Annotated in this window: 18 protein-coding genes; 14 read left to right on the top strand and 4 right to left on the bottom strand. The window is 74.7% G+C overall.

The annotated features are described in order from the left end of the window. The 4 genes from ACEZDE_RS33200 to ACEZDE_RS33185 all read left to right on the top strand — a co-directional run. On the top strand, positions 1-211 hold a 211-nt coding region (locus tag ACEZDE_RS33200; RefSeq protein WP_380544736.1), incomplete at its 5' end, for a flavodoxin-dependent (E)-4-hydroxy-3-methylbut-2-enyl-diphosphate synthase. A gap of 69 nt (positions 212-280) precedes the next feature. Then, positions 281-1,129 carry a GNAT family N-acetyltransferase gene (locus ACEZDE_RS33195; RefSeq protein WP_380544739.1) on the top strand — a complete coding sequence of 283 codons (849 nt, stop codon included), beginning with the start codon at positions 281-283 and terminating at the stop codon, positions 1,127-1,129. 129 nt (positions 1,130-1,258) lie between these two features. Next, complete coding sequence (locus ACEZDE_RS33190; RefSeq protein ID WP_380544733.1) at positions 1,259-2,545, top strand: hypothetical protein; 1,287 nt, start codon at positions 1,259-1,261, stop codon at positions 2,543-2,545. An 11-nt stretch (positions 2,546-2,556) separates the two neighbouring features. Then, positions 2,557-3,111: a GNAT family N-acetyltransferase gene (locus ACEZDE_RS33185; protein WP_380544730.1), complete on the top strand. Its 555-nt coding sequence runs from the start codon at positions 2,557-2,559 to the stop codon at positions 3,109-3,111. Positions 3,112-3,114: 3 nt separating this feature from the next. On the opposite strand, the gene ACEZDE_RS33180 is transcribed toward ACEZDE_RS33185, so the two are convergent. From ACEZDE_RS33180 to ACEZDE_RS33170, 3 genes are all read right to left on the bottom strand, one after another. Continuing rightward, positions 3,115-4,248, bottom strand: coding sequence for a sensor histidine kinase (locus ACEZDE_RS33180; protein WP_380544727.1), 1,134 nt, complete (start codon positions 4,246-4,248; stop codon positions 3,115-3,117). An 87-nt stretch (positions 4,249-4,335) separates the two neighbouring features. Continuing rightward, a complete protein-coding gene (locus tag ACEZDE_RS33175) occupies positions 4,336-5,259 on the bottom strand; it encodes an aminoglycoside phosphotransferase family protein (protein WP_380544724.1) in 924 nt (307 codons plus the stop codon). A gap of 64 nt (positions 5,260-5,323) precedes the next feature. Continuing rightward, positions 5,324-6,307: a DUF4439 domain-containing protein gene (locus ACEZDE_RS33170; RefSeq protein WP_380544721.1), complete on the bottom strand. Its 984-nt coding sequence runs from the start codon at positions 6,305-6,307 to the stop codon at positions 5,324-5,326. A 167-nt stretch (positions 6,308-6,474) separates the two neighbouring features. On the opposite strand from ACEZDE_RS33170, the gene rimP reads away from it, so the two are divergent. From rimP to ACEZDE_RS33120, 10 genes are all read left to right on the top strand, one after another. Beyond that, positions 6,475-7,053: a ribosome maturation factor RimP gene (rimP, locus tag ACEZDE_RS33165; protein ID WP_380544718.1), complete on the top strand. Its 579-nt coding sequence runs from the start codon at positions 6,475-6,477 to the stop codon at positions 7,051-7,053. 2 nt (positions 7,054-7,055) lie between these two features. Further along, positions 7,056-8,072 (top strand): transcription termination factor NusA, encoded by a 1,017-nt coding sequence (nusA, locus tag ACEZDE_RS33160; protein WP_380544715.1) that lies wholly within the window; start codon positions 7,056-7,058, stop codon positions 8,070-8,072. A gap of 64 nt (positions 8,073-8,136) precedes the next feature. Next, a complete protein-coding gene (locus ACEZDE_RS33155) occupies positions 8,137-8,493 on the top strand; it encodes a YlxR family protein (protein ID WP_380544712.1) in 357 nt (118 codons plus the stop codon). Positions 8,494-8,587: 94 nt separating this feature from the next. Then, complete coding sequence (gene infB, locus ACEZDE_RS33150) at positions 8,588-11,704, top strand: translation initiation factor IF-2 (protein ID WP_380544709.1); 3,117 nt, start codon at positions 8,588-8,590, stop codon at positions 11,702-11,704. A 121-nt stretch (positions 11,705-11,825) separates the two neighbouring features. Further along, complete coding sequence (locus ACEZDE_RS33145) at positions 11,826-12,122, top strand: DUF503 domain-containing protein (protein WP_380544706.1); 297 nt, start codon at positions 11,826-11,828, stop codon at positions 12,120-12,122. A gap of 69 nt (positions 12,123-12,191) precedes the next feature. Continuing rightward, positions 12,192-12,647 (top strand): 30S ribosome-binding factor RbfA, encoded by a 456-nt coding sequence (gene rbfA, locus ACEZDE_RS33140; RefSeq protein WP_380544703.1) that lies wholly within the window; start codon positions 12,192-12,194, stop codon positions 12,645-12,647. A gap of 2 nt (positions 12,648-12,649) precedes the next feature. After that, positions 12,650-13,726: a DHH family phosphoesterase gene (locus ACEZDE_RS33135; RefSeq protein ID WP_380544700.1), complete on the top strand. Its 1,077-nt coding sequence runs from the start codon at positions 12,650-12,652 to the stop codon at positions 13,724-13,726. 42 nt (positions 13,727-13,768) lie between these two features. Further along, positions 13,769-14,677 (top strand): tRNA pseudouridine(55) synthase TruB, encoded by a 909-nt coding sequence (gene truB, locus ACEZDE_RS33130; RefSeq protein ID WP_380544697.1) that lies wholly within the window; start codon positions 13,769-13,771, stop codon positions 14,675-14,677. 161 nt (positions 14,678-14,838) lie between these two features. Continuing rightward, the gene (locus ACEZDE_RS33125) at positions 14,839-17,757 is read left to right on the top strand and encodes a serine protease (RefSeq protein WP_380544694.1); all 2,919 of its coding nucleotides are present in this window, start codon (positions 14,839-14,841) and stop codon (positions 17,755-17,757) included. A gap of 34 nt (positions 17,758-17,791) precedes the next feature. Continuing rightward, the gene (locus tag ACEZDE_RS33120) at positions 17,792-18,727 is read left to right on the top strand and encodes a bifunctional riboflavin kinase/FAD synthetase (RefSeq protein ID WP_380544691.1); all 936 of its coding nucleotides are present in this window, start codon (positions 17,792-17,794) and stop codon (positions 18,725-18,727) included. Between the two features lie 78 nt (positions 18,728-18,805). Here the strand turns inward: ACEZDE_RS33120 and ACEZDE_RS33115 are convergent, their stop codons facing one another. Continuing rightward, the gene (locus tag ACEZDE_RS33115; RefSeq protein WP_380544689.1) at positions 18,806-20,857 is read right to left on the bottom strand and encodes a nucleotide-binding protein; all 2,052 of its coding nucleotides are present in this window, start codon (positions 20,855-20,857) and stop codon (positions 18,806-18,808) included. Positions 20,858-20,916: the final 59 nt, after the last annotated feature.

Here is a 20,916-nt window from a genome sequence, read left to right as displayed (position 1 = left end):
GGTGAACGGTCCTGGTGAGGCGCGTGAGGCTGATCTGGGGGTGGCGTCGGGGAACGGCAAGGGTCAGATCTTCGTCAAGGGTGAGGTGATCAAGACGGTGCCGGAGTCCAAGATCGTGGAGACCCTGATCGAGGAGGCACTGAAGCTCGCCGAGCAGATGCAGAAGGACGGCGTCGCCTCCGGCGAGCCGGTCGTCGCCGTCAGCGAGTAGCCGGTACGGCAAGAGGGTGACCCCCGGTGGCCCCTCCCGTGGTGCGGGAGGGGATAGGGTTCCTCCGTGCTGAGCAGTTCGGTGACGTCGACGCGGGTCCTGGAACCCGGTGACCTCCCGGCTGCCCTTGAGGTGCTCGACCGCGACCCGGTCGCCAACGCCTTCGTCGCCGCCCGGGTGGCCGTCGCCGGGCTCGACTCCTGGCGTCTCGGCGGCGAGATGTGGGGCTGGTACGAGGGCCGCCGACTGGAGGCCCTGTGCTACGCCGGGGCCAACCTGGTCCCGCTGAGCGCCGGACCCGACGCGGTGCGGGCCTTCGCCGAGCGGGCCCGGCGGCAGGGACGCCGCTGCTCCTCCATCGTCGGCCCGGCCGAGCCCACCGCGCTGCTGTGGTCGCTGCTCGAACCCGCCTGGGGCCCGGCCCGCGAGCTGCGCCCCAACCAGCCGCTGATGGCCACCTGGCAGCCCTCCGCCGAGATCGCCCCCGACCCCGGGGTGCGCAGGGTCCGCCGGGACGAGATGGACCTGCTCATCCCCGCCTGCGTGGCCATGTTCACCGAGGAGGTCGGGGTCTCCCCGCTGGCCGGGGACGGCGGACTGCTCTACCGGGCCCGGATCGCCGAGCTGGTGACCACCGGCCGCGCCTTCGCCCGGTTCGAGGACGGCAAGGTCGTCTTCAAGGCGGAGATCGGCGCGGTCACCGCGCACGCCTGCCAGATCCAGGGCGTCTGGGTCGCCCCCGAGCACCGCGGCCGGCGCTACTCCGAGGGCGGCATGGCCACCGTGGTGGAGCACGCGCTGCGCGAGGTGGCCCCGGTGGTCAGCCTCTACGTGAACGACTTCAACACCGCGGCGCGGGCCGCCTACCGCCGGGTCGGCTTCTCCGAAGTAGGCACGTTCATGAGCGTCCTCTTCTGATTCGGCGCACCTTTTGCGTGCTTCGGTGACGTCTGGTGCAGATGTTCCGGGAAGCAGCTCGTACGGCTGCGCGCCATGCATACACTCGCGCCGTCATCACCTTGAGTGACCTCCGGCAGAGGACCGCGTATGCGCTACCGCTTCCGCTACCTGCTCGCCGCGCTGGCCGCCTTCCTCGGCCTGGCCGCGCTGCTCGGCACCGCTCTCGGCGCTACCGGCAGACCGGTCGCCGCACCGGCCGGCCCCAACGCGGCCTGCACCCTCACCGTCCCGGCGAACCCGCTGAGCGCCAAGGGCCTGGCGACGCCGTACCTGCTCTCCGCCACGGACCCGCGGCAGGGCCCCTGCCATGAGGCGGACACCGCGCAGTCCGCCTTCGTCCAGGCCACGGTGATCGACCCGGCCACCGGCGCGCTGTCGGTCTACGACCCGCTGGTGGTCGACCGGGGCAGCCGCCCCGCCGCCCCGCCGGTCCGGCCCAGACTCCCGGCCCACGCCGTGGTCGGCATCTGGTTCGGCTTCAACGCCGATACCCTCACCCTGCGCGGCACCGGCGGCAGCCTGCGCGCCGGACACTGCGTCAACGGCCTGGGCAGGTCCCTGTTCACGCAGTTCGCGTACTGCGACGCCCCCGCCTTCTTCCGCGCCGCTGACGCCGCGGAGCGGTCCGGCCGGCTGGTCGTCCCGCCGCTGGGCACCGGGAGTGACGGCAGGGCCTGCCTGAGCACCCGTGACTTCGGCCTGGTCGACCAGGACCAGAGCGACAACGTCACCACCGACTACCTGGCCACCGCGGACGGCAGGACGGCGCAGCGGACCGCCGCCGACCGGGCCGCCCTGCCCGGCGCGAGCTCGCTGCTCAACGGCAGCGACAACCTGCTGCTGGTCGGCTTCGTTGACCCGGCCCTCGGCTGCACCCCGTACACCGCGCCGGACCTGGCGGACCCGGGGCAGCGGGTCACCTCGCTCGGTCTCGACGAGCTCCAGGCGGCCCGGTTCCAGGCCGCGCCGGTCGCGCTGGTCCCGGTCAACGACCCGATGGTCCAGGTCGACGGGAGGACCAGCCGGGCCAAGACCGACCTCTACCGGGCCGGAGTCGACATGCCGGCGCTGAGCCGCAGCGACCGGGGCGACCCGTTGGCCTACTGCACCAGCCTGGCCACGATTGGGGCCCAGCGGATCAACGACGACCAGCGGTTCCTCGCCGGGGCGGTGTCGCCGGACGACGGGACCGACCTGTTCGACTTCCTCACCGCGCGGCTGACCGCGTCGCTCGCCAACCTCCACTGCCCACCGGGCCTCCCGGCCCCGCAGATCGGCGTCCCGGCCATGAGTCCCAGCGCGGCCCCGTCCTCGTTCTCGTCGGCGGGCGCGAGCCGGTACGCCGCTCGCGTCGAGTCCCCGCCGACCGGGTAACCTGCGAGGCCATGAACGACGTCACGATCGAGCCCTTCGACCTCGCCGGCCGGGCCGCCGAGGCACTCGCGGTCCAGGCCGCGGCCTTCGGCCTGAGCCGCGAGGAGGTCGCGGTGCGGCTGCAGATCGTGGGCCGGCACGCCCAGGCCCCCGGGGTACGGGCCTTCGGCGCGGTCGAGCGCAGCCATCCTGGCGCCTACGGGCGGCTGGTCGGGTTCGGCTACGGGATGCCCAACGACCGCTCGCACTGGTGGAGTTCGGTGATCGAGCCGCATCTTGAGGCGAACGGCAACGGGGCCTGGCTGGACCGGTCGTTCTCGGTGACCGAGCTGCACGTCCACCCCGAGTACCAGGGCCGGGGCCTGGGCCGGCTGCTGATCACCACCCTGTGCGGGGCGACCGGGCTGCCCCGGACGATCCTGTCGGCGATCGACCGGGACACCCCGGCCCGGGTGCTCTACCGCTCGCTCGGGTATCGCGACCTGGCCAATCAGGTGATGTTCCCGAACACCACCGTGCCCTACGCGGTGATGGGCGCGGTGCTTCCGTTCTCCGGGCGGAGCTGAGGCTCAGCGCTGGGCCGGGAGGGTCGCCAGCAGCCGGAACCCGGCCTCGGACGGCTCGGCCGTCAGCGTGCCCCCGGCCGCGGTGACCCGCTCGGCCAGGCCGCGCAGCCCGTTGCCGTCCCCGGCCGTGGCCGGGCAGGCGGGGCCGTCGTTGCTGATGCTGAGCCGGACCGGGTCCGAGCCCCGGTCCAGGTCGATCTCGCACTGCCGGGCCCCGGCGCCGTGCCGGACCACATTGGTGACCCCCTCCCGGACCACCCAGGCGAGCAGGCTCTCGGCCTGTCCCGGCAGCGGCGGCCCCGACTCGCGGACCACCGGTTCGATCCTGGCGGCGGCCAGCAGCGAGCGGGCCCGGTGCAGCTCCTCGCTGAGCCCGGTCTCCCGGTAACCGGTGACCGCCTCCCGGATCTCGGCCAGGGCCTTGCGGCTGACCTGCTCGATGTCCGCGGCCTGGGCCAGCGCCGCGTCCAGGTCGGTCGGCGCCACCCTGCGCACCACCTCGGCCTTGAGCGCGATCACCGACATGCTGTGGCCGAGCAGGTCGTGCAGGTCCCGGCTGAACCGCAGCCGCTCCTCGGCGACCGCCGCCCGCGCCAGCTCCTCACGGGTCTCCTTGAGCTGGGTCACCACCGAGAACAGCTTGAGCATCACGAAGACGATCGCCCCGGGCAGCAGGCTGCTCCAGGCGGCGGTGAGCACGCTGCCGTCCTGGCCGCGCATGTAGGCGGTGAGCGCGGCCAGTCCCGGCACGCCGAGCAGCACCAGCGGTCCGCCGCGGGCGGGCACCACCACCGCGCAGGCGATGGCCAGCAGCGGGTACAGGGCCAGACCGCTCGGCAGCGAGCCGGCCAGCGCCCCGGTGACCGGCACCATGACCAGCGCCAGCGCCACCGGCAGCCGTCCGTCCCTGGTCCGTGCGGAGAAGGCGCTGACCACCGTGCCCGCGTAGAGCAGCGCGAACAGCCCGAGCCCGAACATCGCCGCCACCGGCCGCGGGTAGTGCCCGTGCAGCACGCCCAGCAGCGGGCTGAGCGCCAGCAGTATCCAGGGCAGCAGGGCGTACGGGTTGAAGCCGCGGATCTTCTCGATCTCCTGGTCGGAGATCCGTTTGCGGCGGGGGCTGGGACGGCCGGCCACGGGCGCGGTCCTCTCGGGTCTCGGACTTCTCGGGTTCTCGGGCTTTTCTGGCTTCTCGGTGAAGGGCCGGGGCGGAGGGCTCGGGGGTCAGAGCATCGCGGCGAACTCCAGGTACAGCGCGGCCTGGCGCGGGTCGCCGACCTCGAGGCTCCAGGCGCCGGCCTCGACCGTACGGAACAGGGTCCAGCCGCGCAGCCGGTCCCGGTCCACGTCCACCGAGTCCGCCAGGCGCTGCAGCCTGCGGCGCGCGGCGGCCTGCGGGCCGGGCACCCCGGCCAGGGTCTCCAGCCGGTCCTGGGCCAGCCAGGCCAGGTCGTACGCGCGTTCGCCGACCAGCGGCTTGGGGTCGATGGCCAGCCAGGGCGAGCGCTCGGCCGCGAGCACATTGCCGTGGTGGAAGTCGCCGTGCAGCAGCACCTGCTCGGTCCGGTCGGCCAGCAGCTCGTCCGCGACCGCCAGGGCCTCGTCCAGCAGTGGCCGCAGCTCCGGTTCGGCCACCAGCTCGCGGCGCCGCCGCAGTTCCGCGCAGAGCCCGGCGACCCGTTCGGCGACCGTGGTGAAGCAGTGCCGGTCCGGCGGGGCGACCCAGAGCCGCTGCAGGGTGCCGGCGGCCTCCAGCATCGCCTTGCCCTCGGCCAGTGACAGCAGCGGCACCTCCCCGTGCAGGCGTTCCAGCAGCATCGCCCGGTGCTCGGGATCGGCCTCGAACAGCCGGACCGCGCCGCGGCCGTCCCAGTGTGCCAGTGCGGCGTGCTCAAGGTCGGCCTCGGGGGAGGGAAGTCCCAGTTTCAGCACGGCGGCTGAGCCGTCGTCACGCCGGACGTAGAGCACCAGGCTGACCTGTCCGCCCGGCTCGAACACCCGGTCGAGGGTGAGGTTCCAGCGCTCCATCAGCTCCCGCGCCAGCCGCGGCAGCGATTCCAGCCAGGCCGTTCCCGACACGCCCTCCCAGGCGGTCACGGTCTCCCGTAGCCGGACCGGGACCGCGATCTGCTGCTCTGCTGCTGACATGCCGGCCTTTCGGTTCGTTCGCCCCCGTGGTGGTGCCACTGACCGTCGTCAGCACTGCCCATTGTCAGCCATCGGCGATCCCGGGAAAGGCACTGCCGGCGCCGCGCCAGGCCAGGGTGTCCAGCGCCGCCTGCCGCAGCGCCGCGGCCATGCCGCCGCGCAGCGCACCCGCGGTGGCCTGCACCGCGTTGGCGTAGACGGCGCAGGTCCGGTCCTCGACCAGCCCGGCCAGCCGGACCGCGGAGGCGGTCCCGGTGACCGCCGCCGGCAGCTGGTACGCGGGCGCGGCGGCCACCGGGACGGCGCCGGTGGCCGCGATCCACTGCTGCAGCGCCCCGCGCCGGGCCCGGTGCGCCTGGTACGCGGCGGTGGCGGCGGTCCGCCGAGCGCCGCCGAGCTCCGCGCCGACCACCCCGTAGGCGTAGACGGCGGCGTCCTCCGCCGCCAGCGCGGCCTGCAGCGCGGCGAGCGCCGGGGCGGGCAGCGGAGCGCCGGCGGGCGGCCCGGCGGGCGCGGGTCCTGCCGGGACGCTGCCGCGCAGCAGCATCGCGTGCTGGGCCCCGTTGGCGGCGGCCGAGGCGAGCTGCCGGGCCAGCGCGGGGGAGGCCGCCGCCAGGTCGGCGGTCCTGGCGGCGGCGGTGCCCAGCTCGGCGGTGCCGAGCCCGAGCAGCATCGCCGCGGCGCTGCTCGGCGCGGCGGGCGGCACCGGCGGCGCGGTGGCGGACGGGACGGCTGTGGCGGACGGCGTCGGCGTGGCGGTCGCGGCCCCGAACGCGGTCAGTTGGACCGCGAGCTGCGCGCGCAGCGGCCGCAGCCGGCCGCCCAGGTCGGGGTGCGCCAGCAGCGCCGCGTCGTAGGCCCCGGCCAGGGCCGCGGTGGCGGCCCGCGCCCTGGCCCGCACCGGCAGGTCGGGGTCGGGGCCGAGGACGGTACGGGCGGTGCGGCCGTCCGCGGAGCCGGCCGTGCCGCTACCGCAGGCGGTGAGCAGACCGAGCAGTCCGGTGCCGAGAAGTGCGCGGCGCCGGATGCCGGGGGCAGAGGTGGTCACGACCAGGGACGTTATCGAAAGATCCACTCCCGTGGGCGCCACCCCCGGAAAGTCGGCCGAAGTCGCCCGGAACCGTCGAATCGGCAGTTCGGGGTGTGAGCGGATAGGCTGTGGGCTGTTCTTTGCGACCTACAGACAACAGCAGACGCGGCCGAGGAGTCACCCGGATGAGCACGACCCTGAACGACCGGCTGCATGTTCTGCTGGAACCGCTCGCCGCCGAGGCGGGCGTGGATCTGGAGGAGGTCGCCCTCAGCAAGGTCGGCGGGCGCCGCGTTCTCGACGTGGTCCTGGACGCCGACGGCGGGGTGGACCTGGACACCGTGGCCGAGCTGAGCCGTGCCTTCGGCGCGCTGCTGGACGGCCCCGAGGGCACCGCGGTGCTGGGGGACGGCGAGTACCGGCTGGAGGTCGGCTCCCCGGGCGCCGAGCGGCTGCTCACCCAGCCGCGGCACTGGCGGCGGGCCCGTACCCGCCTGGTCAAGGTGCAGCCCGCGCAGGGCGCCGAGTTCACTGGCCGGGTGCTGGAGTCCGACGAGGACGGCGTGCTGCTGGAGATCCCCCCGGTCAAGGGCAGGGGCAGGGCCGCCGAGCGGCGGATCGCGTTCGCCGAGGTCGCCAAGGCCCGGGTGCAGATCGAGTTCAACCGCAAGGGCCTCGACGACGATGACGACCTCGCCGAGGACGTCGCCGACGAGGACCTCGCGGACGACGTGGACACCGACGACGAGGAAGAGGAGGCGTAGCCGTGGATATCGACATGAGTGCCCTGCGCAGGTTGGTGCAGGAGCGGGAGATCAAGTTCGACCAGCTGGTCCTGGCGATCGAGTCGGCCCTCCTCATTGCGTACCACCGCACTGAGGGCTCGCGGCACAAGGCCAGGGTCGAGCTGGACCGCGGGACCGGCCATGTGACGGTCTGGGCCAAGGAGGACGCGGACGAGGTCGCCGAGGGCGGCACCCCGCGCGAGTTCGACGACACCCCGAGCGGCTTCGGCCGGATCGCGGCGAGCACCGCCAAGCAGGTCATCCTGCAGCGGCTGCGCGACGCCGAGGAGGAGCTGACCTTCGGCGAGTACGCCGGCCGCGAGGGCGACATCGTCACCGGCGTGGTGCAGCAGGGCAAGGACCCCAAGAACGTCCTGGTCGACATCGGCAAGATCGAGGCGATCCTGCCGGCCCAGGAGCAGGTCCCGGGCGAGGACTACAAGCACGGGCTGCGGCTGAAGTGCTACGTGGTCGCGGTGCGCCGCGGCGTCCGCGGGCCTTCGGTGACGCTGTCGCGGACCCACCCCAACCTGGTCCGCCAGCTGTTCGCGCTGGAGGTCCCGGAGATCGCGGACGGCACGGTGGAGATCGCCGCCATCGCCCGCGAGGCCGGCTTCCGCAGCAAGATCGCGGTGTGGACCGGCAAGTCCGGGCTGAACGCCAAGGGCGCCTGCATCGGCCCGATGGGCGGCCGGGTGCGCGCGGTGATGGCCGAACTGCTCGGCGAGAAGATCGACATCGTGGACTGGTCCGACGACCCGGCCGAGATGGTCGCCAACGCGCTCTCACCCGCACGGGTGACCCGGGTCGAGATCGTCGACTACGACACCCGCTCGGCCCGGGTGACCGTGCCGGACTACCAGCTGTCGCTGGCGATCGGCAAGGAGGGGCAGAACGCCCGTCTCGCCGCCCGGCTCACCGGCTGGCGGATCGACATCCGTCCGGATGTCGACACCGAGGGCCCCGCGACCCGTCCCGACGAGGACGGCGACCGTTGACGGAGCGCTGACCGTTCGGAACAACCGGGTCGGAACGAAGACCATCAGAGGGGTAGACTTGGACGTGTCTGGCTGGACGCGTGACCATTCATGCCCGGAACGCACCTGCGTCGGGTGTAGGGAACGAGCGGCCAAACATGACCTGCTGCGTGTGACGGCGGTCGAGGGCGCCTGCGTCCCCGATCCCCGAGGCACGCTGCCCGGCCGGGGAGCGCACCTCCACCCCGTGCCGGGATGCCTTGACCTGGCGCTGCGCCGCCGGGCGTTCCCGCGGGCGTTCCGCCTGCAGGGTCCGCTCGACACCGCTGCACTCGTGCGCTACGTCGAGGCGTTGCCCAGGGTCGCAGACACGACAGAGCACGGAGCCGGCGCACCCATGTGCGGCGGCCGAGCACCAGGTACCTCGCGAGTTCGAAAGTAGGTCGAGATTGCGATGAGCACTCGATGAGTACGCGATGAGTACGAGCATGAAGTAGCGACGGTCCGGCGGAACACCCGGACCTCAAAGGAGCGAAGTGGCTAAGGTCCGGGTTTACGAACTCGCCAAGGATTTGGGCGTTGAGAGCAAGGTCGTCATGGCCAAGCTCCAAGAGCTCGGCGAGTTCGTGCGTTCGGCGTCCTCGACGATCGAGGCGCCAGTCGTACGAAAGTTGGAAGTTGCCTTCGGCGGGGCCAGTGCCCCCGCGAAGCCCGCCGCGTCGAGCAAGCCGGCGCCCCCCAAGCCCGCAGGCGCGACGCCTGCGGCTGCCCCCCGTCCGGGCGCCCCGCGCCCCGCGCCCCGGCCCGCCGCCGCGGCGCCCGCTGCTCCGGCCGCGCCGCGTCCGGCCGCCGCGCCGCGCCCCGGCGCCCCCGCGCCGCGTCCGGCCGCCCCGGCCGCCGAGTTCTCGGCGCCGGCTCCGGCCCAGGCCACCCCGGCCGCGCCGCAGGCCCCGGCTCCGGCCGCGACCCCCGCGGCGGCCGAGGCCCCCGCGGCGCGTCCCGCCGCGGGACCGCGCCCCGGCGCACCCCGTCCGGCCGCGACCCCGGGCGCCCGCCCGGCCGGTCCGCGTCCCGGCAACAACCCCTTCACGTCCAGCAACACCGGCATGTCGCGTCCGGGCGCCCGCCCGGCCGGCCCCGGCGGCGAGCGCTCCGGCGCCCCCCGTCCCGGCGGCGACCGTCCGGCTCCCGGCGCGGGCGCTCCGCGTCCGGGCTCGGACCGTCCGGCCCGTCCGGGCAGTGACCGTCCGGCTCCCGGTGGCGCCCCGCGTCCCGGCGGCGACCGTCCGGGCGCTCCGCGTCCGGGTGGGGACCGTCCGGCCCGTCCCGGCGGCGACCGTCCCGGGGCCCCGCGTCCCGGCGGCGACCGTCCGGCTCCCGGGGGGATGCCCCGTCCGCAGGGCGGCTCGCGTCCCGGCGGCCCGACCCCGTCCGGCATGCCGCGCCCGAACCCGGGCATGATGCCGCAGCGTCCGGCCGGTCCCGGTGCGGGCCGTCCCGGCCCCGGCGGCCGTGGCCCCGGTGGGCCCGGCGCCCGTCCGGCCGGTCCCGGCGGCGCCGGTGGCGCGCGTCCCGGCTTCCAGGGCCGTCCGGCCGGTCCGGGCGCGCGCCCGGCCGGCGGCGGCTTCGCCGGTCGCCCGGGTGGTGGCGGCGGTGGCGGCGGCTTCGGCCCCCGTCCCGGCGGCTTCGGCGGCCGTCCCGGCGGCCCGGGTGCCCGTGGCGGCACCCAGGGCGCCTTCGGCCGCGGCCCGAACGGCCGTCCGGCCCGTGGGCGCAAGTCGAAGCGTCAGCGTCGTCAGGAATACGAGTCGATGCAGGCGCCGTCGATCGGTGGCGTGATGCTGCCGCGCGGCAACGGCCAGACGGTCCGGCTGTCGCACGGTGCGTCGCTCACCGACTTCGCGGAGAAGATCAACGCCAACCCGGCCGCGCTGGTCTCGGTGATGCTCAACCTGGAGCAGATGGTCACCGCGACCCAGTCCGTCCCGGACGAGACGCTGCAGCTCCTCGCCGAGGAGATGGGCTTCGTCCTGGAGATCGTCAGCCGTGACGACGAGGACCGCGAGCTGCTGGAGTCCTTCGACATCGAGTTCGGCGAGGACGAGGGCGACGAGGCCGACCTCATGTCGCGCCCGCCGGTGGTCACCGTCATGGGTCACGTCGACCACGGCAAGACCCGCCTGCTCGACGCGATCCGCAAGACCAACGTGGTGGCCGGCGAGGCGGGTGGCATCACCCAGCACATCGGCGCCTACCAGGTGACGGCCGAGGTGAACGGCGAAGAGCGTGCCATCACCTTCATCGACACCCCCGGTCACGAGGCGTTCTCCGCCATGCGTGCCCGTGGTGCCAAGTCCACCGACATCGCGATCCTGGTGGTCGCGGCCAACGACGGCGTCATGCCGCAGACGGTCGAGGCGTTGAACCACGCCCAGGCCGCCGGCGTGCCGATCGTGGTCGCGGTCAACAAGATCGACGTCGAGGGCGCCGACCCGACCAAGGTCCGCGGTCAGCTGACCGAGTTCGGCCTGGTCGCGGAGGAGTACGGCGGCGACACCATGTTCGTCGACATCTCCGCCCGCCAGGGCCTCAACATCGAGGCGCTGCTGGAGGCCGTCGTGCTCACCGCCGACGCCTCGCTCGACCTGCGCGCCAACCCGGAGCAGGACGCCCAGGGCATCGCGATCGAGGCGCACCTGGACAAGGGCCGCGGCGCCATGGCGACCGTCCTGGTCCAGCGCGGAACGCTGCGGGTCGGCGACTCCATCGCGGTCGGCGACGCCCACGGCCGGGTCCGCGCCATGCTGGACGAGAACGGCAAGAACGTGCTGGAGGCGGGTCCGTCCCGGCCGGTGCTGCTGCTCGGCCTCACCTCGGTGCCCCGCGCCGGCGACAGCTTCATCGTCGTCGACGACGACCGCACCGCGCGGCAGATCGCGGAGAAGCGCTCGGCCCGTGACCGCAACGCCATGTTCGCCCGCCGTCCGATGCGGATCTCGCTGGAGAACCTGGACAAGGCGATCGCGGCCGGCGGTATCCAGCAGCTCAACCTGATCATCAAGGGCGATGTCTCCGGTTCCGTCGAGGCACTGGAAGACGCGCTGGTCAAGCTGGACGTCGGCGAGGAGGTCGAGCTCCGCATCCTGCACCGCGGCGTGGGCGCGATCACCGAGTCGGACGTCGACCTGGCCATGGGCTCCGACGCCATCATCATCGGCTTCAACGTGCGCGCCGAGGGGCGTGCCCGTACCGCGGCCGACAAGGAAGGCGTGGACGTCCGGTACTACTCGGTCATCTACCAGGCGATCGAGGAGATCGAGGCGGCGCTCAAGGGCCTGCTCAAGCCGGAGTACGAGGAGGTGCGCCTGGGCTCCGCCGAGGTGCGCGAGGTCTTCCGCTCCAGCAAGTTCGGCAACATCGCGGGTGTCATCGTCCGCGAGGGCCTGCTGCGGCGCAACGCCAAGGCACGCCTGGTCCGCGACGGCAAGGTGGTGGCGGAGTCCCTCACCATCGAGGGCCTGCGCCGCTTCAAGGACGACGCGACCGAGGTCCGCGAGGGCTTCGAGGCCGGTGTCACCCTGGGGTCGTTCAACGACATCAAGGTGGACGACGTCATCGAGACCTTCGAGATGCGCGAGAAGCCGCGCGCGTAGGGCTCGGCAGGGGCGGGGGCCGGTCGGCACGGGTAACTGTGTCGACCGGCCCCGGCCGCGTTGGTAGCGTGACGCCGTCACCACATTTTCGAGGCCTTCAGGTCGGCGTGACCTGTCATACATGTTCGTGGGAACACTGACCTTCGACCTGCTTCTCGGCGACGTCCACTCGCTCAAGGAGAAGCGTTCGATCGTCCGGCCCATCGTGGCCGAACTCCAGCGCAAGTACAGCGTCTGCGCTGCGGAGACCGGGAACCAGGAGCTCCACCGCCGGAGCGAGATCGGGCTGGCCGTGGTCTCCGGGGACGTCTCGTACGTAACCGAGGTCCTGGACAGTTGCGAGCGCCTGGTCTCCGGGCGTCCCGAGGTCCAGCTGCTGTCGGCACGCCGACGGCTGCGGGACGACGATGACGAGTAGGACAATCAGTCAAGGCATCCCCAGGCGGGTGCCGCCGGGTAAGTTGTGCCCATTGCACGAGGAGGACCAGTGACCGACACCGCGAGGGCGCGCAAGCTCGCAGACCGCATCCGGGTGGTCGTCGCGGAGACCCTGGAGCGTCGGATCAAGGATCCGCGCCTGGGCTTCGTGACCATCACCGACACCCGGGTGACCGGTGACCTGCGCGAGGCCACCGTCTTCTACACCGTCTACGGCGACGAGACCGAGCGGGCCGCGACCGCGGCCGCGCTGGAGAGCGCCAAGGGTGTGCTGCGGTCCGAGGTCGGCCGGCAGACCGGGGTCCGGTTCACCCCGTCGCTGGCCTTCGTCGCCGACGCCGTCCCGGACACCGCCCGGCAGCTGGACGACCTGCTGATCAAGGCCAGGCAGCAGGACGCCGAGGTCCGCAGCGTCGCCGTCGGCAAGACCTATGCCGGGGACGCGGACCCGTACCGCAAGCCCGACGAGGACGACGACCTCGACGACGACGCCGAGGACGAGTAGCCGTGGCCTCGGGCCCGCAGGCCGCGGGGGTCCCCGCTGTGAAGGCGGCGGGCGCCCCCGCGCTGCCGTCCCCCCGCTGCGAGCAGGTGCCGGGACTGACCGACGCCGACTGGCAGCCGGTCCTCGACGCCGTCCGCGGCGCCTCCGCGGTCGACCTGGTCTGCCATGTGCTCCCGGACGGCGACGCGCTGGGCTCGGCGCTCGCGGCCGGGATCGCGCTGCGCTCGCTCGGCGTCGAGGTGCGGGTGTCCTTCGGCGACGACCCGCAGGTGGTGCCCGGCTCGCTGGGGTTCCTCCCGGCGCAGGAGCTGCTGGTCCCGGCCTCGGCGGTGCCGGACCGGCCCGATCTGATGATCACCTTCGACGTCGCCGACGCCAAGCGGCTCGGCCTGCTGCGGCCCAAGGCCGAGGCGGCGCGGACCCTGGTGGTGATCGACCACCACGCCTCCAACGGCGGCTTCGGCACCCACCCGCTGGTCGACCCCTCGGCCCCGGCCACCGCCGTCCTGGTGGACGAGCTGCTGCGGCGGCTCGGGGTCCCGCTCGACCGGGACATCGCCACCTGCCTCTACACCGGCGTGGCCACCGACACCGGCTCCTTCAAGTACGCCGCGACCACCCCGGCCACCCATGAGTTCGCCTCCCGGCTGCTGGCCACCGGCCTGCGGCACGACCTGATCTCGCGCCGGCTCTGGGACACCCAGTCCTTCGGCTACCTCAAGGTGCTGGCCGCCGCCCTGGACCGGGCCGTGCTGGAGCGCGACGCCGCGGGCGGCCTGGGCCTCGTCTGGACCTGGGTGCCCTGGGCCGACCTGGTCGCCCACGGCGTGCTGCCGGAGGAGATCGAGGGCCTGATCGACGTGGTCCGCAAGGCCTCCGAGGCCGAGGTCACCCTGGTGCTCAAGGAGGACCCGGACGGCAGCCTGCGCGGCTCCTCCCGGGCCAAGGGCGCGGTGGACGTCGCGGCGGCCTGCGCGGGCCTCGGCGGCGGCGGGCACGTCTACGCGGCCGGATTCACCTCGCACAGCACCGTCGACACCACCGTCGCGCGTTTCCGCGACGGGCTGACCCCGAGCTGACAGCCCCTCGGGCTGACGGTTCCCGCATCGAAAGACTGATCGTTGAAGCGCAAGGGAACCGGCCCGGACGGGCTGGTCATCGTGGACAAGCCCGCGGGCATCACCTCGCACACCGTGGTCTCCCGGATCCGCCGCCTGGCCGGCACCCGCAAGGTCGGCCACGCCGGGACGCTGGACCCGATGGCGACTGGGGTGCTGGTGATCGGCTGCGAGCGGGCCACCCGGCTGCTCGGCCACCTGGCGCTGACCAGCAAGACCTATGAGGCCACCATCCGGCTCGGCCAGGCCACGGTCACCGACGACGCCGAGGGCGAGGTCACCGCGACCGCCTCGACCGAGGGCGTCGCGGCCGAGGCGATCGAGGCCGGGATCGCCGCGCTGACCGGCGACATCCAGCAGGTGCCGTCCTCGGTCAGCGCCATCAAGATCGACGGCAAGCGCTCCTACAGCCGGGTCCGCGACGGCGAGGACGTCGAGCTGGCCGCCCGGCCGGTCACCGTCTCCCGGTTCGAGGTGCACGCCCGCCGCGAGGCCGCGGCCGAGGACGGCACCCCGCTGATCGACCTGGACGTCACCGTCGACTGCACCTCCGGCACCTACATCCGGGCGCTGGCCCGCGACCTGGGCGAAGGGCTCGGCGTCGGCGGCCACCTCACCGCGCTGCGGCGGACCAGGGTCGGCCCGTACACCGTCGCCGGATCGCACACGCTGACCGCGCTGGAGGACTCCTTCGCCGACGCGGTGCTGCCGATCGCCGACGCCGCCGCCGCGGCGTTCCCGCGCTGGGACGTCGACGCCGAGCAGGCCCGGCTGCTGGTCAACGGCGTCCGGATCGACGCTCCCGGCCTGGACGCGGCCGACCCGATCGCGGTGTTCGACCCGGACGGCCGCTTCCTCGCGCTGATCGAGGAGCGCGGCGGCAGGGCGAAGTCGCTGGCCGTCTTCGTCTGAGCAGTCCCGGCCGACTGACAGCAGTCCCGGCCCGCTGAAACCCCGGTTCACCCTCCCGGGCGAGCGCGTGGAGCGAACCACCGGCGCACCGGGTGCAGCGCCGGTCCCGCGCCCTCCGCAGCGGGCACCCTCCCTCCGTCCGAACGGGTGAGGGGTGTGCGGTGCGGCGGGTGGACGAGGCGCTGGTGCGGGTGTCCGACTCCAGCGGGCGGCAGCGGGGGCTGGCCTTCCCGGTGGACCACCAGGGCACCCTGCTGACCAGCCACGAAACCGTGGACGGGCAGTCCGCGCTGCTGCTGACCTGGCCCGGCGGGGCGGTCCGCAGGGTGACCGCGGACGACGTCATCGCCCTGCCCGAGTACGACCTGGCGCTGCTGCGCACCGACGCGGTACTGCCGCCGCTGGCGCTCGGCGGCGGCAGCGGCAGCGCGGCGACCCGGCTGGTCCAGCTGGCGGGCCCGACCCAGACCCTGCAGGGCGGGGTGGTCGGACCGGTCACCGCCCGGTACGCCGCCGTCGAGCGCTGGCACCTGGTCGCCGACTCCTGGCTGCTGGAGCTCGACCAGGCCCCGCACGGGCTGCCGGTCGAACTCTCCGGGGCGCCGCTGCTGGACGCGGAGACCGGCGCGGTGGTCGCCGTCGCCACCGCGGCCCTGCGCAGCCACCGGCGCGGCGCGGTGCTCGCCGTCCCGCTGCGCGCCGCCGCCGGGCACCCCGCCGTGGCCGACCTGCTGGCCCGCAACGCGGCCTCGGTCCCGGCGTACGGGCGGGCGCTGAACCTGGCCGGGGTACTGGAGCTGACCGCGGCCACGACCAGCGCGCTGACCCCGCTGGTCGGCCCCCGGGTCGAGCGCGCGGACGCGCCGCCGGGGGACTGGTCCGCGGACCGGCCGGTGCTGGCGGTGCTCGCCGAGCCCGGCTGCGGCCTCACCACCGAGCTGGCCGCGCTCGCCCTGCGCCGGGCCCGCTCGGCCACCCGGCAGCCGACCGTCTGGCTGCGCGGCGCCGACCTGCACCCGCACGACGCCTCGCTGTTCGACGCGGTCGAGCGGGTGCTGCCCGACGCCGAACGGGCCTGCCGGCTCGCCGCCGCCGGGCACCGCCCGCTGCTGGTGGTGCTGGACCGCCCGGAGGAGATGCCGCCGTCCCTGCAGCCCGACCTGGCCGAGTGGAGCGCCGAGACCGGCCGGCAACTGCGCCGCACCGGCGCCCGGCTGCTGATCGGCTGCCGTCCGGAGTTCTGGCAGCAGCAACGATTCTCCGCCGAGGACGTCCAGCCCCCGCACCTGCTCGGCGACCTCCCGGCCGAGGCGGCGGAGGAACTGGCCCGCAGGCTCGGGCTGCGCGCGGGCGGCTGCCCGGCCCCGCGCCACCCGCTGGCGCTGCGGCTGCTGGCCGAGCTGCCGATCCCGGACGCCGCCCCCACCCGGGCCGAACTCCTGGAAGCCACCGTGGACTTCGCCTGCCTGCGGATCGCCAGGCGGCTGGCCCACCCGGACCGCCGCACCGCTGCCGCGGCGGCCGGACGGGTGCACGAGGCGGCCCGCCGGATGCTCGGCCCCGGCAGCGGTGCGCTCACCCGGGCCGACTTCGACGAGGTGTTCCCCGGCGTCTGGGGCCCCGCGGTGCTGGCCGAGGGGCTGCTGGTGCCGGCCGGTCCCGGCTACCGCTTCGCGCACGAGGAACTGTCCGAGTGGCTCCAGGGGGTCCACCTCGACCTGCCCGCCGCCCTGGGCGCGCTGCTCGGCGACACCGCCCTGCCGCGGCAGGCGGTGTCGCACCGGCGCCGCGGCCAGCGCGGCACGCCCGTCCCGCCGCCGCCCCGGGCGCCGGTGCGCGGCCTGCCAGTGCCGCGGCACCGGATCGGGCCGGTCCGCGAGGCCCTGCTCCGGGTGGAGCAGCCGGAGGAACAGCTCAGCCGGCTGGTGCTGTGCCTGGACGGCCCCGAGGCGGCCGAGCCCGGCTCCGCGCCGCACTGGTGGGCGCTGAACCTGCTCAGCTCGGTGCTGCTCCGGCTGCCCGACCCGGTCGAGCGGCTGCCGCTGCTGCGGGCCCTCGCGGCCCGGATGTCGGCCCACCCGGAACCCCCGCTGCCGCTGGACTTCTGGACCCGGCTGCCGCTGCCGACCCCGGTCCGGATCGACCTGCTCCGCGAGCTGGCCCGGGGCGGCGACCCGGCCCCGCTGGACGCGGTCGCCGCCGTGCTCGTCGCCGACCCGGCCGAGGCGCTGCCCGCGCTCTGCGGCTGGCTCCGCGACGAGCAGTTCGCGGCCTCCGCGGTGCACCTGCTGCGCGGCCACCGCCGGGTGGCGCTGGACGACCTGACCGAGGCCCTGGTCTCCGCCGCGCACCCGCGGGCCGACGCGCTGCTCCGCGAGCTGGCCGTGATCGAGCCCTCGGCGCTGTGCCGGGCGGTGGACCGCTGGGCCCACGACCCCCGCCCCGAGCGCCATGTCGCCGCCGCCGTGCACGCGCCCGCGATCACCCCGGCCAGCGGCCCGGACCGCTCCCTGCTCCGCTTCGCGGCGCAGGCCCTGCTCGCCCGCCCGGCCGAACGGGAGCTGCACGGCGCCGCGCTGACGCTGCTGGTGGCCGACCCGGAGACGCGCCCGCGGCACCTGCCGGACGCGGTGGCCGGCTACGCCGCCGCCGAGCCGCACCTCACCCCGGACTCGCTGGCCCCGGCGCTGGACAGCCACACCGCGCTGGTGCTGGCGGCCTACCGGGCCAGGCTGCACCAGCCCGGCGAGGAGGCCGCGGCGGTGCTGCGCACCCTCGGCGCCACCCCGGCCCCGCGGGCCCGCGCCGCGACCGCGCGGCTGGTCGCCGAATACCTCGCCGAGCACCCGGAGGCAGCCGCCCGGGTCGCCGCCTGGCTGGCGGCGCGGACCCGGCACGGCTCGGCCGAACGCGCCACCCTGCTCCGCTTCGTCCACGATCTCCGGGACCAGCCCGAGGCGGTCAGGAACGCCTTCGCGGCTGCTCTCACCGGCCAGGACCCGGTGCACGGGGAACTGCTGTCGGCGCTGCGACAGCTTGAGCCAGTGCGGGGCGGCGATCAGCCGCATGGCACGCTATAGGGGTCACAGCTACAGCGAACGAGGAGCGGTCAGGGTGCAGCGCTGGCATGGCCTGGAGGAAGTCCCCGGGGACTGGGGGCGCAGCGTCGTCACCATCGGTTCCTTCGACGGGGTGCACCGGGGCCACCAACTGATCATCAACAAGACCATCGAGCACGCCCGCGAGCTCGGCGCCCGTTCCGTCGTGGTGACCTTCGACCCGCACCCCAGCGAGGTGGTCCGCCCCGGCAGCCACCCCCCGCTGCTGGCCCCGCAGCGCCGCCGGGCCGAGCTGATGGGTGACCTCGGCGTGGACGCGGTGCTGGTGATCCCGTTCACCGCAGCCTTCTCGCACCTCTCGCCGGAGGACTTCGTCCAGCGGATCCTGGTCGACGCGCTGCACACCGCGCTGATCGTGGAGGGCCCCAACTTCCGCTTCGGGCACCGGGCCTCGGGCGATGTGGCGCTGCTGGCCGAGCTGGGCGGCCGGTACGGCTTCGAGGTGGACGTCGCCGACTTCACGGTCCAGTGCGCCAACGGCGAGCCGCTGTCCTCCTCGCTGGCCCGGCGGCTGGTGGCCGAGGGCGACATGGCCGGCGCGGCCGAGGTGCTGGGCCGCCCGCACCGGGTGGAGGGCATCGTGGTCCGCGGCGCCCAGCGCGGCCGGGAGCTGGGCTACCCCACCGCGAACGTGGAGACCCTGCCGCACACCGCGATCCCCGCGGACGGCGTCTACGCGGGCTGGCTGACGGTGGAGCAGGAGCCGATGCCGGCCGCGATCTCGGTCGGCACCAACCCGACCTTCGACGGCACCGCCCGTACCGTCGAGGCGTACGCCATCGACCGGGTCGGGCTCGACCTCTACGGGAAGCACGTCGGCGTGGACTTCCTGGCGTACCTGCGCGGGATGGAGAAGTTCGACTCCGTCGACGCCCTGCTCGACCGGATGGCCGACGACGTCAAGCAGGCCCGCGAGCTGACCGAGAAGTAGCCGGGCGGCACACCGCGTCGGGCGGCACACGGCGGAGGGGCCGGGGAGCGCGCTGCTCCCCGGCCCCTCGTCGCGCTACTACTGCGGCGGGTAGTACCCGGGCGGCGGCGGCCCCCAGGGGCCCTGCGGCGGCGCGGGCTGCTGCGGCTGCCCCGGATAGGGGCTCTGCGGGCCCTGCTGGCCGGGGTACGGCTCCTGCTGGCCCGGGTACGGGCCCGGCTGGCCCTGCGGGGGCCCCTGCGGCGGCGGGCCGCCCTGCCAGCCGACCGGCTGCGGCTGGGTCCTCGGGAAGTCCGAGGCGACCATCGCCGCCAGGTCGAAGTACGCCTCCCGGGTCTTCGGGCGCATCCGGCCCAGCTCGACCTCGGCCCCGGCCGACAGGTGCTCGTCGAAGGGGACCACCACCACACCCCGGCAGCGGGTCTGGAAGTGCGCCACGATGTCCTCGATCCGGATCATCTTCGAGGTCTCGCGCACCCCCGACACCACGGTGATGCTGCGCTGCACCAGGTCCGCGTAGCCGTGCGCGGACAGCCAGTCCAGCGTGGTGCTGGCGCTGCTGGCGCCGTCCACGCTGGGTGTGGACACCACGATCAGCTGGTCGGCGAGGTCCAGCACCCCGCGCATCGCGCTGTAGAGCAGGCCGGTGCCGGAGTCGGTCAGCACGATCGGGTACTGCCGCCCGAGGAAGTTGATGACCTGGCGGTAGTCCTCGTCGTTGAAGGTGGTGGACACCGCGGGGTCCACGTCGTTCGCCAGGATCTCCAGCCCGCTGGAGGCCTGTGAGGTGTACCTGCGGACGTCCATGTAGCTGCTGAGGTGCGGGATCGCGGTCACCAGGTCGCGGATGGTGGCCCCGGTCTCCCGGCGCACCCGGCGTCCCAGCGTCCCGGCGTCCGGGTTGGCGTCGACCGCGATGACCTTGTCCTGGCGCTCCGAGGCCAGGGTCGCGCCGAGGGCGGTGGTGGTCGTGGTCTTGCCGACCCCGCCCTTGAGGCTGATCACGGCGATCTTGTAGCAGCTCATCACCGGGGTGCGGATGATCGCCAGCTTCTGCCGGCGCTCCTCCTCCGCGGCCTTGCCGCCGAACCGGAACCGCGGCTGCTGCCGCCGCTCCTCCGGCTGCTTGCGCAGCAGCCGGTCCGAGGACAGCTCCACGGCGGCGGTGTAGCCCAGCGGTGCGCCCGGCTGCGGCTGCTGCTGCGGCCAGCCGCCCTGCCGGGGGTCCACCGGCGGCGCGGGGGCCCACTGTTGCGGGGCCTGCGGGGGCTGCTGCTCGCCCGGCTGGGCTGGCCACTGCTGCTGCGGGGCCTGCGGCTGCGGCGGCAGCGGCGGGGGAGCCCACGGCTGCTGCTCCTGCTGCGGGTACGGCGGGGGCGGCGGCGGGGCCCAGTGCTGCTGCTCGCCCGGCTCCTGCGGCTGCGGGGGCGCCGGCGGGGGAGTCCACTGCGGCTGCGGCGCGCCCCAGGGCTGCTGCCCGGCGTCGGACGGCTCGGGCTGCGGCGGGACCTCGCCGGTGGCGGGGCGGTACGCCTGCTGCACCGGGGGCTGCGGGGCCTCGTCGGCCTCTGCGGCCTCCGGGTCCAGCGGCTCCGGCTGCTCGGCGGGGACGGCGGCGGCGGGTTCCGGCGCGGGCGGCTCGAACGACGGCGCCTCGAACGACGGCGCCTCGAAGGAGGGCGGCTCGAACGACGGCGCGGGGCGCGGCTCGGACGCCGGGGCGACCACCCGGACCCCGGTCGCCGGGGTGTGGTCGTCCTCCACCGGCTCCGGCTCCGCCACGGGCTCCCGGACCGGCTCGGCCTGGACCGGCTGCGGCGTCGGCTGGGGCGCGGCCGGCGGCTGGGCCTGGACCGGGCCCGCCTGGACCGGCTGGGCCACCGGCTGCGGTGCCTGGACCTGGTGCGGGGCAGCGGGCTGCGGGCCCTGGACCTGCTGGGGTGCCGTCGGCTGCGGGGCCTGGGCCGGGATCGGTGCGGGGCCGGGCGCGGCGACCTGCGGGTACGCCCCCACCTGCTGGGCGTTCTGGGTGTACCAGGCCGGAGGCGTGTATTCAGGCGCGTCCGACCACTCCTCGTCCTCGTCCGGCGTCTGGTCGCCGACGTAGACGCCGTCGCGATCGCTCGTCACTGCTGTAGCCCTCTCGTCCGCCTCGATTGCACCTCAGCCTAGTCACCTGCCCGCGGTGA

Origin of the sequence: Streptacidiphilus cavernicola (assembly GCF_042510955.1) — a bacterium.
Classification (GTDB): Bacteria; Actinomycetota; Actinomycetes; order Streptomycetales; family Streptomycetaceae; genus Streptacidiphilus; species Streptacidiphilus cavernicola.
Note: the sequence above shows the minus strand (reverse complement) of the source record. Positions and strands in the feature narration are given on the sequence as shown.

Coding starts and splice junctions, on each gene's coding strand:
- ACEZDE_RS33175 (WP_380544724.1), bottom strand. CDS start 5,259: ATGTCAGCAGCAGAGCAGCAGATCGCGGTCCCGGTCCGGCTACGGGAG.
- ACEZDE_RS33145 (WP_380544706.1), top strand. CDS start 11,826: ATGTTCGTGGGAACACTGACCTTCGACCTGCTTCTCGGCGACGTCCAC.
- ACEZDE_RS33190 (WP_380544733.1), top strand. CDS start 1,259: ATGCGCTACCGCTTCCGCTACCTGCTCGCCGCGCTGGCCGCCTTCCTC.
- rimP (WP_380544718.1), top strand. CDS start 6,475: ATGAGCACGACCCTGAACGACCGGCTGCATGTTCTGCTGGAACCGCTC.
- ACEZDE_RS33185 (WP_380544730.1), top strand. CDS start 2,557: ATGAACGACGTCACGATCGAGCCCTTCGACCTCGCCGGCCGGGCCGCC.